The 15,768-nt window shown below is 74.2% G+C and carries 13 protein-coding genes; 5 read left to right on the top strand and 8 right to left on the bottom strand.

The features are described from left to right. Nucleotides 1-62: 62 nt before the first annotated feature. On the top strand, nt 63-1,235 hold the full coding sequence (locus C7Y72_RS21920) for an acyl-CoA dehydrogenase family protein (protein ID WP_107571333.1): 1,173 nt from the start codon (nt 63-65) through the stop codon (nt 1,233-1,235). A gap of 24 nt (nt 1,236-1,259) precedes the next feature. Here the strand turns inward: C7Y72_RS21920 and C7Y72_RS21915 are convergent, their stop codons facing one another. Next, nucleotides 1,260-2,198 carry a DUF808 domain-containing protein gene (locus C7Y72_RS21915; protein ID WP_107571332.1) on the bottom strand — a complete coding sequence of 313 codons (939 nt, stop codon included), beginning with the start codon at nt 2,196-2,198 and terminating at the stop codon, nt 1,260-1,262. A gap of 68 nt (nt 2,199-2,266) precedes the next feature. Then, nucleotides 2,267-3,151: a M23 family metallopeptidase gene (locus tag C7Y72_RS21910; protein WP_107571331.1), complete on the bottom strand. Its 885-nt coding sequence runs from the start codon at nt 3,149-3,151 to the stop codon at nt 2,267-2,269. A gap of 266 nt (nt 3,152-3,417) precedes the next feature. On the opposite strand from C7Y72_RS21910, the gene C7Y72_RS21905 reads away from it, so the two are divergent. From C7Y72_RS21905 to C7Y72_RS21890, 4 genes are read left to right on the top strand one after another with little or no spacing between them, the layout of a single operon-like run. Next, nucleotides 3,418-4,686 (top strand): NAD(P)/FAD-dependent oxidoreductase, encoded by a 1,269-nt coding sequence (locus C7Y72_RS21905; RefSeq protein WP_107571330.1) that lies wholly within the window; start codon nt 3,418-3,420, stop codon nt 4,684-4,686. Next, nucleotides 4,683-6,740 (top strand): DUF1365 family protein, encoded by a 2,058-nt coding sequence (locus C7Y72_RS21900; protein WP_158277000.1) that lies wholly within the window; start codon nt 4,683-4,685, stop codon nt 6,738-6,740. The genes C7Y72_RS21905 and C7Y72_RS21900 overlap by 4 nt, the downstream gene beginning before the upstream one ends. After that, complete coding sequence (locus C7Y72_RS21895; RefSeq protein ID WP_158276999.1) at nt 6,737-7,510, top strand: alpha/beta fold hydrolase; 774 nt, start codon at nt 6,737-6,739, stop codon at nt 7,508-7,510. Before C7Y72_RS21900 ends, C7Y72_RS21895 begins: the two co-directional genes overlap by 4 nt. Before the next feature lie 28 nt (nt 7,511-7,538). Continuing rightward, the gene (locus tag C7Y72_RS21890) at nt 7,539-9,389 is read left to right on the top strand and encodes an ATP-binding protein (protein WP_107571327.1); all 1,851 of its coding nucleotides are present in this window, start codon (nt 7,539-7,541) and stop codon (nt 9,387-9,389) included. Here C7Y72_RS21890 and C7Y72_RS21885 read toward each other — a convergent pair. From C7Y72_RS21885 to C7Y72_RS21860, 6 genes are read right to left on the bottom strand one after another with little or no spacing between them, the layout of a single operon-like run. Next, the gene (locus C7Y72_RS21885) at nt 9,362-11,167 is read right to left on the bottom strand and encodes an alpha/beta hydrolase family protein (protein ID WP_107571326.1); all 1,806 of its coding nucleotides are present in this window, start codon (nt 11,165-11,167) and stop codon (nt 9,362-9,364) included. The genes C7Y72_RS21890 and C7Y72_RS21885 overlap by 28 nt on opposite strands. 23 nt (nt 11,168-11,190) lie before the next feature. Continuing rightward, complete coding sequence (locus tag C7Y72_RS21880) at nt 11,191-12,246, bottom strand: LLM class flavin-dependent oxidoreductase (protein WP_107571325.1); 1,056 nt, start codon at nt 12,244-12,246, stop codon at nt 11,191-11,193. A 44-nt stretch (nt 12,247-12,290) separates the two neighbouring features. After that, nucleotides 12,291-12,716: a VOC family protein gene (locus tag C7Y72_RS21875; RefSeq protein WP_107571324.1), complete on the bottom strand. Its 426-nt coding sequence runs from the start codon at nt 12,714-12,716 to the stop codon at nt 12,291-12,293. Nucleotides 12,717-12,726: 10 nt separating this feature from the next. Further along, nucleotides 12,727-13,164, bottom strand: coding sequence for a helix-turn-helix transcriptional regulator (locus C7Y72_RS21870; RefSeq protein WP_107571323.1), 438 nt, complete (start codon nt 13,162-13,164; stop codon nt 12,727-12,729). 32 nt (nt 13,165-13,196) lie between these two features. Beyond that, entirely contained in the window at nt 13,197-14,153 is a 957-nt protein-coding gene (locus tag C7Y72_RS21865) for a hypothetical protein (RefSeq protein WP_107571322.1), read from the bottom strand. Further along, a complete protein-coding gene (locus C7Y72_RS21860; RefSeq protein ID WP_107571321.1) occupies nt 14,153-15,760 on the bottom strand; it encodes an alkaline phosphatase D family protein in 1,608 nt (535 codons plus the stop codon). Before C7Y72_RS21860 ends, C7Y72_RS21865 begins: the two co-directional genes overlap by 1 nt. Nucleotides 15,761-15,768 lie beyond the last annotated feature (8 nt).

The raw sequence follows: 15,768 nt of genomic DNA, 5'->3' as shown, positions 1-15,768 counted from the left end.
GAACGACGACGTTCAGTCGAACGGCCTGTCCGAGGCCGTCGCGGAGCGCTACCGTCCAGGCCATGAGCACTGTCGAGCAGCCCGCCAGCAGCCGCCGCGCGATCTTCGAGGACGAGCACGAGGACTTCCGCGAGAGCGTCCGCCGCTGGCTCACCAACGAGGTCGCGCCCCACTTCGAGCAGTGGGAGAAGGACGGGATCGTCCCGCGCGACGTGTTCGCCGCGGCGGGCGCGAACGGCTTCATCGGGACCCAGATCCCGGAGGAGTTCGGCGGCGCCGGCGTCGACGACTTCCGCTTCAACGTCATCCTCGGCGAGGAGATCTGCCGGCAGGCGCTCGGCGGCGTCGCGGTCGGCCTGACGCTCCACAACGACGTCTGCCTCCCCTACTTCCTCGAGTACTGCAACGACGAGCAGAAGGAGCGCTGGCTCCCGGGGATCGCCGACGGCACGAAGATCACCGCGATCGCGATGACCGAGCCGGGCGCGGGCTCCGACCTCGCCGGCATCAAGACGAAGGCGGTCCGCGACGGCGACCACTACATCGTCAACGGCGCCAAGACGTTCATCACCAACGGCATCAACGCGGACCTCATCGTCACCGCGGTGAAGACCGACCCCAACGAGCGCCACAAGGGCATCTCGATGCTCGTCATCGAGGCCGACACGCCCGGCTTCGAGCGCGGCCGCAACCTCGAGAAGGTCGGCATGCACTCCCAGGACACCGCCGAGTTGTTCTTCAACGACGCGCGCGTGCCGGTCGAGAACCTGCTCGTCGCCGAGGGCGTCGGCTTCGGCCAGATGGTCCACAACCTGGCGCAGGAGCGCCTGAGCGTCGCCGTCGTCGGCGTCGCGACCGCCGCCGCGGCACTGCAGATGGCGGTCGACTACGTCAAGGAGCGCACCGCCTTCGGCGAGTCGATCTCGAAGTTCCAGAACACCCGCTTCGTGCTCGCCGAGTGCAAGACCGAGGTCGACGCCGCGCAGGCGTTCCTGGACCAGTGCACGATGGAGCTCGTGAACGGCACGCTGACGGTCGAGCGCGCCGCGTCGCTGAAGCTCTTCGCCACCGAGGTGCAGGGCCGCGTCATCGACAAGTGCCTGCAGCTCTTCGGCGGCTACGGCTACATGCTCGAGTACCCGATCGCCCGCCTCTACGCGGACGCGCGCGTGTCGCGGATCTACGCGGGCAGCAACGAGATCATGAAGGAGATCGTCGGCCGGTCCCTCACCTAGGACCGGCCCGCTCCGGGCGCGCCCTCAGTGGGCGTGCCCGGGACGCACCCGGTGCATGATCGCCACGATCACCGCGCCGACGACGACGCCCAGCAGCGCCGACGCGCCGGTGTTCGTCAGCCAGGCCCCGACGCCGCCGACCGCCCCGAGCGCGTCGTGGACGTCCTCCTCGAGGTGGTGCACGGCGTCGTAGAGCGCGTGCACGCCGAGGTCGTCGAGGCCGACGAGCAGGATGTGGCCGCCGACCCACAGCATCGCCGCGATGCCGACCGTGGACAGCACGCCCATGACGATCGGCATCCCGCGCACGAGGCCGCGGCCGAACCGGGCGGCGAAGCCCTCGCGGGTCTGGACGAGCCGCAGCCCGATGTCGTCCATCTTCACGATCAGGGCGACCGCCCCGTAGACCAGCGCGGTGATCGCGAAGGCGACGAGGACGAGGATCATCGCGCGCGTGAGGAACGGCTCGTCGGTGACCTCGTTGAGCGAGATCACCATGATCTCGGCCGAGAGGATGAAGTCCGTGCGGATCGCGCCGCCCACGAGCTCCTCCTCCTGGTCGGGTCCGAGCTCGGTGACCGGGGCGGCCGCCTCCCCGTGGTGGCCGGGACCGATCTTCTCCCAGATCTTCTCAGCGCCCTCGAAGCACAGGTAGGCGCCGCCGACCATCAGCAGCGGGGTCAGCAGCCAGTCCAGGAACTCGCTCAGCAGCAGCGCCGCGGGCAGGATGAACAGGAGCTTGTTGCGCAGCGACCCCTGCGCGATGCGCCGGATCATCGGCAGCTCGCGCTCGGGCGCGAAGCCCTGCACGTAGCGGGGCGTCACGGCGGCGTCGTCGACGATGACGCCGGCAGCCTTCACGCTCGCGCGGCTGGCGCCGGCGGCGACGTCGTCGATCGACGCGGCGGCGACGCGCGCGATCGCGGCGACGTCGTCGAGCAGTGCGGCGAGTCCGGCGCTCACGCCCGGACCGTCCTACGAGGGGTTCTCACGCGCCACAGGGTAGGGGGCGGCGCCCCCGGAAGGGGTGCTCAGCGGCGCTTGGCGGCGGTCACGTCGCGGTTGCCGCCGCTCTGCTCGTCCCACAGCCGCAGCTGCCGGGACGGGTCGATCGGCCGCCCGCCGGTGAAGTAGCCGGGACCGCTCCACAGCTCGAAGTGCAGGTGGCAGGCGGTCGAGCGGCCGGTCGTGCCGACGTCGCCGATCCGCTGCCCGGTGTGCACGTCGTCGCCGGCCTTCAGCGGCGAGGGCTGCTGCAGGTGCATGTAGACCATGTCGCTCGGCGAGCCGACGACGTCGATCACGACGTAGTTCCCGCCGCCGCCGTCGTAGCCGGCCCGCTCGACGGTGCCGCCGCGGGCGGCCAGGAGCGGCGTGCCGCAGTCGGCGAGGATGTCCTGCCCCTGATGGCCGCGACCAGCCCCGGGACCGTCCCCGTAGACGTGCGGGCCACGGACCGGGAAGTACGCGCGCAGGTACTCGAACGACTCGGCGACCGGTGCGGGGGCGGCCCCGTCGACGCCGATGCGGAAGCGGTAGCGCCCGTCCTTCTCGCCGCGGCCGTCCTCGGCGCCGCCGTCCCAGCGCAGCCGCTGCTCCTCGCCGCGGGTGACGTCGCGCAGCTCCCAGCGCTCGACGGGCGCGACGGCCCCGGAGCGGTACAGCTCCACGACGACGGCGGCGGTGCCGCTGCCCGGCACCGTGAAGGTGAGGGTCTGCGGCCGCGGGCCGGCGAGCAGGACGCGGCGCGCAGCGATCGCGGCGACGAGCTCGCTCGAGCCCTCGGGGGTCGCGGTGGCGGCCGGGGCGTCGGCGGAGACGCCGCCGGCGCCGGGGTCCATCGGGGCGCCGGACGACTCGGCCGGCACGATGATCAGGGCGGCGGCCGTCAGGGCCACCGTCAGCGCTCGGTGCATGTTCTGGACTCTCGGGATCGGGCGGGTGCGTGCAGTCGAACCACCCCTTGGTGGGTGGCGGCCCGGATGCTGGTCCCCCGACCGATCCAGTCCTTCGCGTTCACGCCCCAGCCCCCCGGGGCGCGTCGCTCGTCGGGAGAAACCCCCTGACAGCAGGCAGGTTACAGGTCCGTCACACCGAGTGTGACGGAGATCACACGAGGACCGTCGGCGCCGGGGCGGCGAACTGATCCGCCGCCGCGGTTCGCGCGAAGATCCCGTAGCGCATGCACATCGCGATCATCGGCACCGGCATCTCCGGCCTCACGGCCGCCCACCACCTCCACGCGGAGCACGGCCTCACGCTGTTCGAGGCCGGCCCCTACGTCGGCGGCCACACGAACACCGTGCACGTCGAGACCGACGCGGGCGCGTGGGACATCGACACGGGCTTCATCGTCTGCAACGACCGCACCTACCCGAACTTCCTCGCGATGATGGACGAGCTCGGCGTCGCCCGCCGCGAGACGCACATGGGCTTCAGCGTCACCGCCGAGGGCGAGGACTTCGAGTACGCGGGCACCCCGAAGGGCCTGTTCTGCCAGCCGCGCAACGCGGTGCGCCCGGCGTTCCTGCGGATGATCCGCGACCTGCTGCGCTTCAACAAGGAGCTCGCGGCGATCGTCGCCGACCCCACCGACCTGCGCGGCGACCTGTCGCTGCTCGCCTTCCTGCGCGCGGGCGGCTACTCGGACTTCTTCCGCGACCGGCTGATCGTCCCGCAGGCGAGCGCCGTGTGGTCCGCCGAGCCCGACCAGCTCGACGCGTTCCCGATCCGGTTCATGGCGCAGTTCTTCGCCAACCACGGGATGCTGAGCTTCCGCGACCGGCCGACGTGGATGACGATCGCCGGGGGCTCGCAGACCTACGTGCGGGCCATCACCGCGCGGCTCGAGCGCCCGGTCCGCACCTCGACCCCGGTCGCGAGCGTCCGGCGGTTCGACACCCACGTCGAGGTCACCCCCGTGGGCGGCGAGCCCGAGCGGTTCGACGAGGTCATCCTCGCCTGCCACGCCGACCAGGCGCTCGCGATCCTCGGGGACGACGCGACGCCGCTGGAGCGCGAGCTGCTCGCCTGCTTCCCCTACCAGCCCAACGAGGCGGTGCTGCACACCGACACGCGGATGCTCCCCCGCCGCCACGCCGCCCGCCAGGCGTGGAACTTCCACCTGCTCGACGAGCCCCAGGCCCGCACGACCGTGACGTACGGCATGAACCACCTGATGGGCCTCGACGCGCCGCACGACTTCTGCGTGACGCTGAACCTCACCGACCGCATCGACCCGGCGAAGATCGTCGAGGTCATCCAGTACGCGCACCCGGTCTTCACCCCGGAGGGCGTCGCCGCCCAGGCCCGTCACGGGGAGATCAGCGGCGTGCGCCGGACCCACTTCTGCGGGGCGTACTGGCGCTGGGGGTTCCACGAGGACGGCGTCTTCAGCGCGCTGCAGGCACTGCCGGGCGTGGGCCGCAGCCAGGTCGGTTCGCCCGCGTGACGCGGCGCTCCGCCATCTACCGCGGCACCGTCCGCCACCGCCGCACGACGCCGATCGCGCACGCGTTCACCTACGACGTCGGCATGCTCTGGATCGACCTCGAGGAGGCCGACGAGCTGTTCGCGCACGCCCCGCTGTGGTCGGCGCGCCGGCCCCGCACACCCGGCGGCGTCTCGCGCGCGGACCTGCTGGGCGACCCGGCGGTGCCGCTCGACGTCGCCGTGCGCGATCTCGTGCAGGAGCGGCTCGGCACCCGGCCCACCGGCCGCATCGGCGTGCTCACGACGCCGCGGACGTTCGGCCGCGCGTTCAACCCCGTCAGCTTCTACCTCTGCTTCTCCCCGAAGGACGACGACGCCCCGGTCGCGATCGTCGCCGACGTCGAGAACACGCCGTGGAACGAGCGCCACGCCTACGTCGCCGCCTGCGACCCGGACGCGCGCGTGCAGGACCTCGCGTTCGAGAAGGTCTTCCACGTCTCGCCGCTGATGGGCATGGCCCAGCGCTACCGGTTCCGGCTCACGCGGCCCGGCCCGACCTGGAGCATCCACATCGCCAGCGACGGGGAGAGCGCGTTCGACGCGACGCTCAACCTCCGCCGCGAGGAGCTGTCCGGCGCCGCGCTGGCACGGCTGCTCGCCCGCTTCCCCCTCCAGAGCGCCCGCACGGGCGCGCTGATCTACTCCAACGCCCTGCGGCTCAAGCTCAAGGGCGCCCCCTACCACCCCCACCCGGTGAAGGACATGCGCGCATCGAAGACCCGGACCGTCCTGCACGGTCTCCTCAAGCACTGGATCCGCGACGGGGAGCTCACGCTCGTCGACGCGCACGGCTCGACGACCGTCGGGGACGCCTGGAAGGACGGGACCGGCACGCCGCTGCGCGCGACGGTCACGATCCACGACGAGCGCGCGTACCGCGCCCTGCTGAAGGGCAGCCTCGGGCTCGCGGAGAGCTACCGCGACGGCTGGTGGGACGCCGACGACCTCGTCGGGATCGTGCGGATCGCGGCGCGCAACATCCACCGCGGCGACGCGTACCGGCGTCGCCTGCGTCCCGTGCTCGCCCCCGTCCAGGGCGCGGTCGCCACCGCGCGACGCAACACGATCGACCGCTCCAAGGAGCAGATCAGCGCGCACTACGACCTCGGCAACGACCTCTACGGGCTGATGCTCGACGAGACGATGATGTACTCGTCGGCGATCTACCCGACGCCCGAGGCGACCCTGCACGAGGCGCAGCTGTGCAAGCTCGACCGCATCTGCGACAAGCTCGAGCTCGGTCCCGACGACCATCTGCTGGAGATCGGCACGGGCTGGGGCGGTCTCGCCATCCACGCCGCGCGCCGCAGCGGCTGCCGCGTCACCACCACGACGATCTCGCGCGAGCAGCACGCGCTGGCCGTCGAGCGCGTCCGCGCCGCCGGCCTGCAGGACCGCATCACCGTCCTGCTGGAGGACTACCGCAACCTCACCGGCACGTACTCGAAGCTCGTGTCGATCGAGATGATCGAGGCGGTCGGCTGGCGCGACTTCCCGACGTTCTTCCGCGTCTGCGGCGAGCGGCTCGCCGACGACGGCCTGATGCTCCTGCAGGCGATCACGATCGACGACCGCGCCTACGACGTCGAGAAGGCCACGAAGAGCTTCATCAACCAGCTGATCTTCCCCGGCGGCTGCCTGCCGTCCGTGCGCGAGATCCAGCGCTGCGTCGGGTCGTTCACCGCGCTGCGCAACGTGCAGCTCGAGGACATCACGCCGCACTACGTCACGACGCTCGCCGCGTGGCGCGAGCGCTTCGAGCAGGCCGCCGCCGCGGGCGCCCTGGACGAGCAGCGCTACGACAAGCAGTTCCGTCGCATCTGGTCGCTCTACCTCGCCTACTGCGAGGGCGGCTTCGCCGAGCGCCGGATCCAGGACGTCCAGATCCTGCTCGCGGGCCCGCGGTTCCGTGGCGAGGCGCTCCTCCCCGGGCTGCCCGACCAGCCGACGAGCGCGCCGGTGACGACGCTGCACCTCGCCGACGACGGACCGCACACCCGCCACGTGGCGTGAGCGCCACCGGCATCGCGTACGACCGGACGGGCACCGGCCCGCCGGTCGTCCTGCTGCACGGCCTCGGCGGGGAGCGGCAGGTCTGGGACGGGGTCGTCGAGCACCTCCGCGCCGAGCGCGAGGTGGTGACCGTCGACCTGCCCGGGTTCGGCGCGTCGGCGCCGCTGGCGCAGGACGTCGTGCCGACCCCGGCCGCCATCGCCGAGCAGCTCGCCCGCTTCCTGGGCGAGATCGGCCTCGAGCGACCCCACGTCGCCGGCAACTCGCTGGGCGGCTGGATCGCGCTCGAGCTCGCCCGGCGCGACGTGGTGGCCTCGGTCACCGGGCTCTGCCCGGCGCTGTGGGAGCGACCGCTGCCGCCCAAGCCGTTCGTCATGCACCGGGTCGCGCGGACGCTGCGGCCGGCGCTGCCGGCGCTCATGCGCACCGGGCTCGGCCGGCGGGCCGCATTGCTGGGGATCGTCGCCCGCCCCGGGGACGTCTCCCCGCAGGACGCCCTGCGGGTCGCCAGCGCCTACGCGAGCGCGCCCGCGTTCGCGGCCACGAACCGCGCGATGCGCAGCGGCCACTTCACCGGCGGCGAGCGGATCCGCGTCCCGGTGCTGCTCGCCTGGGGGGAGCTCGACCGGCTCGTGACGCCGCCGGCCCGCGCGCTCGTCCCCCGCGCGGTGTCGATCACCCTCCCGGGCTGCAGCCACCTGCCGATGCTCGACGATCCCGCGCTCTCGGCGCGCACGATCCTGCGCGGATCGGCGCGGACGACTGGCTGACCGCGACAGCACGTCGCATAATCGTCGGATGCGCCGCCCGCCGGCCTCCGTCGGGGCCGCCACCGACGACCCCCTGCAGCGCGTGCGTGAGGCATCGCGGATGCCGCTCGCCCGGACGATGCTCGTCGTCGCGATCGCCTCCGTCACGTTCGGCACCGTGTTCGTGGTCCAGGGGGTCACCGGCGAGGTCGCGGACGCTCGGCTCGTCGGTGTCGGCCTGATCCTGCTCGGCGCGCTCGCCGCGGTCGCGCAGCGGCTCCTGCGCAACGGACGGATCGAGGACGGGGCGACCGTCACGGTCGTCGTCTTCCTCGGCGGGGCGATGATGCTCGCCGTCCTGCTGCCCGGGAGCGCCGTCGTCACCGTGCTCGGCTGCGTCGTGGTGGCGACGATCGCGCTGCAGCACCTCTCGGACCGGCGCCTGATGCTCGTCCTCGCCGGGGCGGGGGCGGGCGTCGTCGCGATCGTCGTCTCGCGGCAGCTGTGGCGGCCGGTCCCGCCGCCGGAGGCGGTCGGCGGCGCGCCGCTGTGGCTGCTCGACGGCGCCGAGCTCGCCGGCGCCGCCGCGATGGGCGCGATCATCGCGGTGCTGCTCGTGCAGTTCCGTCGCCGTCTCCAGGGCACGATCGAGGAGCTTCGCGGCCTCCTGGCCCGCGAGCGGGCGCTGCGCGACGAGCACGCCCGCGAGGCCCGGGCCCGCGGCGTCGCCGAGGCGCGGGGCCGGGCGCGCGCGGAGTTCCTGGCCCACATGAGCCACGAGATCCGCACCCCGCTCAACGCGATCATCGGTCTCGGCGGCCTGCTCGAGGACGCGGACCTCGACGCCCGCTCCGCCGAGCACGCCCGGATCATCCGCGCCTCGGGCGATCACCTGCTCACGCTCGTCAACGACGTCCTGGACTTCTCGCGGATCGACGCGGGCGAGGTCGTGCTCGGGACCGCCGACGTGCCGCTCGCCGACGTCGTGGAAGGGGTCGTGGACGTGCTGCGCGTCGCCGCCGACCGCCGCGGGATCGCGCTCCACGCCACGGTCGACCCGGCCCTGCCCCCGGTCGTGGTCGCCGACGGCGCGCGGCTGCGGCAGATCCTCATGAACCTCGTCGCCAACGCCGTCCGCTTCACCGACCAGGGCGAGGTGGAGGTGCGGGTCGAGCCGGGGCCCCGCCCCGACGGCGCCACGCAGCTGCGGTTCGTGGTCCGGGACACCGGCGTCGGGATCGCGCCCGAGCGCCTCGCCGACGTCTTCGAGCCGTTCACCCAGGCCGACGCCGCCAGTGCCCGGCACCACGGCGGGACCGGCCTGGGCCTGACGATCAGCCGCGAGCTCGCCCGGCTGATGGGCGGGACCCTCCAGGGGACGAGCACGGTGGGCGTCGGCTCGACGTTCGTGCTCGAGCTGCCGCTCTGCGCGGGCACCGCGCCCCCGCCGTCCGTCGAACCGGACCGGCCGTGGATGGACGCGGGCATGGCGGCCCGCCTGCCCCGCCGGATCCTCCTCGTCGAGGACAGCCGCACCAACCAGCTCGTCGTGGTGCGGCTGCTGGAGCGGCTGGGCTATCGCGCCGACGTGGCGGGCGACGGCCGCGAGGCGCTCGAGGCGTGCGACCGCCAGTCCTACGACGTGATCTTCATGGACCTCCACATGCCGGAGCTCGACGGCCTCGCCGCCACGCGCGAGCTGCGCCGGCGCGAGCTCGCGCCGCGCCCGTACGTCATCGGCTTCAGCGCGGCCGCGTTCGAGTCGGACCGGCGCGCGTGCCTCGCCGCCGGCATGGACGACTTCGTCGCCAAGCCCGCCACCGGCCCGATGCTCGCGGCCGCGCTGGAGCGCTCGGGGGGACCGCGTGCCGCTCAGCGCCGCGGCGCGCAGGTGCGGTAGCGGCGGACCTGCTCGACGGTCCGCCCCGCGGTCGTGCGGGCGACGATCTTCACGCGCACGGTGCCCTTCGGCAGGCCGCGCAGGTCGATCCGCGCGGTCAGCCGGCGGCCGCGCACGACCCGGACCCGCCTGGTCCCGACGAAGACCGTGGCGCTGCGCAGCCGCTGACCGCGCGGGGCGCTCAGGCGGATCGTGAACTGCCGGCGGCTGACGCAGCGCGTGGCGGGCGGCAGGCCGAGCGCGTCACGGTCGACGGTCGCGGCCGCGTCACCGGTCGGGAGCGTCACGCGCGCCCGCGACACGGACACGACCGCGGTCCCGCGCGTGATCCCGTAGAGGTTCGACCCGCCGACGAGCTCGAAGCGGTAGCGGCTCCCCGGGGTGACGCGCATCGCGACGCCCTCGAGCCGCCGCGTGACCGTGTGCTCCTGTCCGTCGAGCAGCACCGGGATCGGCGTCGACTGGTTGCCCACCACGACGCCGCGGACCTCGTCGACCAGCTGGCCGAAGACGTGATCGTCGGTGCCGAGGCCGGTCGCCCGGTAGGTGACGGTGACCTCGGGCTCGCCGACGACGTCCGTCTCCTCGCGGACCGCGGGGATCGGCACGCGCACGCCCTGCAGTCCCGGGCGCGCGACGACGACGAGGCCGTTGAGCGTCTCGACCGGGGTGATCGCCACCGTGCCCGCGCCCTCGGCGGCGAGCGGGGGCCCGGCGGCGAGCGGGAAGTCCGCGGCGCTGCGCCGCTGTCCGTCGTCGGCGACCCACTCGAACCGGGGACCCGTGTCCACGCTCGCGTCGCGCCGCAGCCAGCGCGCCAGCCACGGCAGGACCGCACGCTCGACGCTCGGCACGTTGCCGGTCAGGCAGACGCCGTGACCGCCGCAGAACCAGACCATCTTCACCGGCACGCGCGCGTCGCGGAGGATCTCGTAGTTGCGCATCGCCTCCGACGGCGTGAACAGCGTGTCCGCGGTGCCCTGGGTCAGCAGCGTCGGGACGCGGATGCGGCGCACGAGGTCCTTCGGGCCGCGGGACTCGAGGAACGCGTCGACCTCGGGCGAGAAGCGACCGGTGGCGGCACCGTCCACCGCCGCGCGGATGAGCTGCGGGGCGAGCGTCCCGGTCTCCGGACCGTAGGGGCTGAACAGGCCCAGGCCGAGCGAGGTCGGCGTGCCGACCGCCAGCAGCGCCGCGCCCCAGCCGAACTTCGCGAGCCCGTCGCGGTTGAGGGCGGTGGTGAGCGAGTGCCAGGCGATGTCGGGGGCGATGACGTCGATCCGCGGGTCGAGGCCGGCGGCGACGAGCTCGATCCCGCCCGCGTAGGACGGGCCCTGCATGCCGACGCGCGGGTCGCCGTCGCCGTCCAGCAGCGCCTCGGGCTGCTGCGCGACCCAGTCGACGAGCGCCATGACGTCGCGTCCCTCGAACTCGGGGGCGTCGACGGTGACGGTCCCGCCGGACTGGCCGAAGCCGCGGCTGTCCCAGGTCAGGACGTTGTAGCCGGCGCGGCGCAGCACGCCGACGCCGACCGAGCCGACGTCCTCGTTGGACGTGGCGTCGGGGTTCGTGGTGCGCGTGAGTCCCCAGCCGTGGGTCTGCAGGACGGTCGGCGCGCGCTCGCCCGGCTTCAGGCCCGCGGCGGGGAAGAACGACGTCGACAGCGTCGTGCCGTCGAAGCTGCGGACCGCCTGGTCGCGCGCCTGCGCCCCGGCGGGTGCCAGGGCGGGCAGCGCGGCGGCCACGGCCGCGATCGCCCGGATTGTGCTCCTCCTCATGCGGCGGAGCGTACCCGGGGCGCTCAGGCGACGGCGGTCGTCGCCAGCGCGCTGCGGACCGCGGGCGCGACCTCGGTGCCGAACAGCTCGATGCTGCGCAGCAGGTCGGCGTGCTCCATCGGGCCGACGCTGAACTGCACGAGCGTGCGGTCGTGGCCGAAGACCTCGTGCTGGAAGAGGATCTTCTCGACGACCTCCTGCGGGCTGCCGACCATGTTCGCGCCGCGCAGCCCGGTGCTGGCGTCGAAGTCGTGGCGGCGCAGCGGCGGCCAGCCGCGCTCCGCGCCGATGCGGTTCATCATCTGCGCGAACGGCGGGAACGCGATGTCGCGCGCGGCCTGGGAGGTCTCGGCGACGAAGCCGTGGCAGTTGATGCTCATCGGCAGGCGGCCGTGCCCGGCGCCCTCCCCCGCCTGGCGGTGCAGCTGCGCGAACGGCGCGAACCGCTCCGGCTGGCCGCCGATGATCGCGAGCGCCAGCGGCAGGCCCAGCGCGCCGGCGCGCACCGCGGACTGCGGCGTGCCGCCGACCGCGACCCACAGGGGGATCGGGTCCTGGACCGGCCGGGGGTACACGCCGCGGTGGTCGATCGGGGCCCGGTGCCGGGACGTGCCCTCCCCGGCCGGCCAGGTCACGACCTCCTGCTCGCGGAGGGTGAGCAGCAGGTCGAGGTGCTCGGCGAAGAGCGCGTCGTAGTCGTCGAGGTCCTGGCCGAACAGCGGGAACGACTCGATGAACGAGCCGCGGCCGGCCATGATCTCCGCGCGGCCGCCGGAGAGGAGGTCGACCGTGGAGAAGTCCTGGAAGACGCGGACCGGATCGGCGGAGCTGAGGACCGTGACGGCGCTGCTCAGCCGGATCCGGGACGTGCGCGCGGCGGCCGCCCCCAGCACGACCGCGGGCGCGGAGACGAGGTAGTCGGGCCGGTGGTGCTCCCCGATCCCGAACACGTCGAGGCCGACCTGGTCGGCGAGCTCGATCTCCTGAAGCAGCTGCGCCATCCGCTGCTGCGGGGTGGCGGTGCGGCCGGTGCGGGGGTCGGTCCCCAGCTCCGCGAACGTGTAGATGCCGAGCTCCATGCGCTCAGCATGGCAAACCGCCCGGGCCGGTCCGCCGCGAGTGGTCAGGCCCCGGCGGGCGGCTCGACCATCCGCAGGTGGTTGCCCGACGGGTCGCGGAAGCCGCAGTCGATGCCGTACGGGGTCTCGGTCGGCTCCTGGGTGAACTCGACGCCCAGCGCGGCCATCTCGGCGTGGCGGGCGCGGCAGTCGTCGGTGGAGAAGAACACGGTCCCCGCGTAGCCCTTCCCCATCAGGGCGCGGATCTCGCCCTGGGTGGCGTCGTCGAACATCGGGGCGCCCGGGATCGCCATCAGGACGATCGACGCGTCCTGGCCGGGGGCGCCGACGGTCAGCCAGCGGAAGTTCCCCATCTCGGCGACGGTCACGTCCTCCTTCAGCTCGAGGCCGACCTTCTCGGTGTAGAAGCGCAGCGCCTCGTCCTGGTCGTGGACCCAGAGCTGCGTGGCGTTCATGCGGATGGTGGTCATGTCCGGGACCCTAGGCGGGCGCGTCCGCGCTGTCTTCTCCAAACGTGCGGTGTCGCGGACGGCCGTGGACGCGCACGACGCAGGCGGGGATCCGCGCGTACACCTGCGCGGGCGGGGCGGCCGCCCGGTAGGCCGTCGGCGAGCACCCGTGGTGCCGGGTGAACGTGCTCGTGAACGAGCCGACCGACCGCAGGCCGACCTCGAGGCAGATGTCCGCCACCGCGTGGTCGGTGTGCCGCAGCAGCGCGGCGGCGCGCTCCATGCGGCGGGTGAGCAGGTAGCCGCGCGGCGTCTCGCCGAACACGCGCCGGAACTCGCGGGTGAAGTGCGCGCGAGAGAGCCCGGCCGCGGCCGCCATGTGCGCGACGGTCAGCTCCGGGTCGGCGTAGCGGCGGTCGGCGAGGTCGCGGCCGCGGACGAGGTGTCGTTCGGGCGGGACGGCGACCATCGCCGCGCGAGTATCCCAGCGCCGCCGGGTGCTCAGCGACCGATGCGCAGCCGCGCGCTGCCCGCGTCGGAGCGGTCGACGCCGAGGCGCAGCCACAGGACGTTGCCCGCGCGCAGCCGCAGCCGCAGCCGCATCCGGTCGCTGCGCGAGCGGTTGACGCACGCCCGGGCCCCGGCGCCGCGCGGCCGCGAGCCGACGAACGCGGTCAGCGTGCCGAGCGTCCGGCCGGTGGCGAGGACCCGGTAGGTGCCGGCGCGACGGATCGTCACGCGACGCCACACCGTCCCGCCGGCGGGGCAGGCGGGCTGCGCGGGGTCCTCCTCGGTGAGGGTGGCGCCCGCCAGCGGCACCGTGCGGGTGCGGCCGAGCGGCAGCGTGCGCGCGGTCCCGGCGCGGTCTCCGGGCGGGTTCGCGGCCGCGGGCAGGTCGGTGGTCTGCAGCTCGAGCACGGCGCGCGCGGCGCGGGCGGCGGCCGGCTGGCCGACCTGCACGAGCACGGCGCGGCCGGCGGGCACGCGCAGCTCGACCGCGCTGCTGCGGTCCAGCAGCCCGGCGCCCTCGTCGCACGCCTGCGGCTCGCGCGTCTGCGTCCCGGCGGCGGGCTGGACGAAGGCGGCGAGCTGCGGCGCCTCGTCGGGCTCCAGCGACGGGGTGAGCGCGCTGACCCGCACGACGCGGCTGCGGTCGGCGGCGGGCACGACCGCCCAGCTGGTGCGGGCGAACGAGCGCGGGCCCAGGCAGCGCGGCACGCCCGGGTCGGCGGACGTCCCGGCCAGCGGCGCCTGCGCCTGCAGCGTCGTCGGGCTGCCGTTCTCGGCGCTGAAGGTCGTGAACGCCGCGGGGGCGCCCGGCGCGTCGGACGCCGGGGCCTGCGCGCGGGCGTCCGCGGCGGTCGCCGCGGCGAGCAGCGCGAGCGCCAGCGCCGTGCGCAGCGCGGCCCGCGTCCGGGCGGGCGCGACTTCACGGGAGGGACGGGTGCGGGCGGGCATCAGCGGCCCCTCCTCTCCGCGCGCAGCCGGGCTCGTCGGACGAGCCGCTCGTGCCGGCGGCGGCGGGCGGCGAGCGCCCCGTCGACGCGCTCGGAGCGCAGCGCACGCCCGGTCGCGGGCGCGGCGAGCCGCGGCGTGCCCGACGGCTGCTGGCTGACGGTCTCGTAGTCGTTGGCGCCGAGCGGCTGGCGGTACTCGGCGAGGGTGCGCAGCGTCGCGGTCGGCGTGGTGATCGGCCCGACGCGGTAGCGGACGGTCGCGGCGTCGGCGGCGAGGTCGACCTGCGCGTAGCCGTGATCGCCGCCGTTGGTGTAGGTGATCCACGGGTTCGCGGCGCCGATCGCCAGGCTCTCGACGCCGGCGAGCGCCGGGAAGCCGGACGAGGTGACCGAGCCGCCGACGAACTCGGTCGCGACCGACGGGCCGGACGCCCCGCCGTCGGCGAGGACCTTCGCGGTGAAGAACGTGTGGATGTCCCCGGTGACGAAGATCGTGTTCGGCACCGATCGCAGCGTCTGGAGGATCTCGGCGCGGTCGGCCGGGTAGCCGTCCCACTGGTCGGTGTTGACGCCGCGTCCGGCGACCCCGAGCGGCACGAACATCGCCTGGTTGGCGACGATCCGCCAGCGCGCGGGCGAGCGGCGCAGCTCCTCCACGAACCACGCCTGCTGGCGGGGACCGAGGATCGACCGGGGCTTGCCGTCTCCGTCCCCGGTGCGGTACTGGCGCTGGTCGAGCAGGATCACGTCGGCCATGCGGCCCAGCCGGTAGGTGCGGTAGATGCCGTAGCGCTCCCCGGCGCTGGGCAGCCGCGGCAGCCACTCGAACGAGGCCTGGTAGCCGGCGGCGCGCTGCAGGTCGCTCGGCCGCGGCCGGTTGTCGGAGTAGTTGTCGGCGACCTCGTGGTCGTCCCAGATGTGGGCGACCGGGTGCAGCCGGTGCAGCTCGCGCAGGCCCGGGTCGGAGCGGTACATCTTCAGCCGCTCGCGGTAGCTCTTCAGGTCGACGGTCGGCGCGGGCACGTCGCGGTCGCGCGTCACCCCGGTCTCGGGCCCGTACTCGTAGGTGTAGTCGCCGAGGAACAGGTAGAGGTCCAGGACGTCGAGCGCGGCCGCGTCCTGGTGGCCGGTGAAGAACCCGGCCGGCCAGTTCTGGCAGGAGGAGTACGCGAGGCGCAGGGGCACGTCGGAGTCCGGGGCCGGCGCGGTCTTCGTCCGGCCGACCGGGGAGACGTCGTCGGCCGAGCGCCAGACGTAGTGGTAGACCGTGTCCGGCTTCAGGCCGGTGATGCGCGCCTTCAGGGCGCCGTCCATCGCACGGGCGGTCGGGACCACCGCGGTCGCGACCGTGCGGCGCAGCTCGGGGTCCTCGGCGACGACGAGCTCGGCACCGGAGCGCTGCTGCTCGGTCGTCAGGCGGCTCCAGAAGACCATCGCGTCGGGAGCCGGGTCGCCGCTGGCGACGCCGTCCTCGAACGTGCCGCGCCCGACGGCGGCCTTCGTGGTGAGCAGCCGGGCGCCCCAGGCGGAGGGCACCTGGGCGGCGAGCAGCAGGCCGGAGCCGGCGAACGTCAGCTCGCGCCGGGTGAGGAGACGACGGGAGGGCATCGAGGCTT

The organism is Paraconexibacter algicola (assembly GCF_003044185.1).
Lineage (GTDB): Bacteria > Actinomycetota > Thermoleophilia > Solirubrobacterales > Solirubrobacteraceae > Paraconexibacter > Paraconexibacter algicola.
This window is presented reverse-complemented; position numbering and strand designations above follow the sequence as displayed.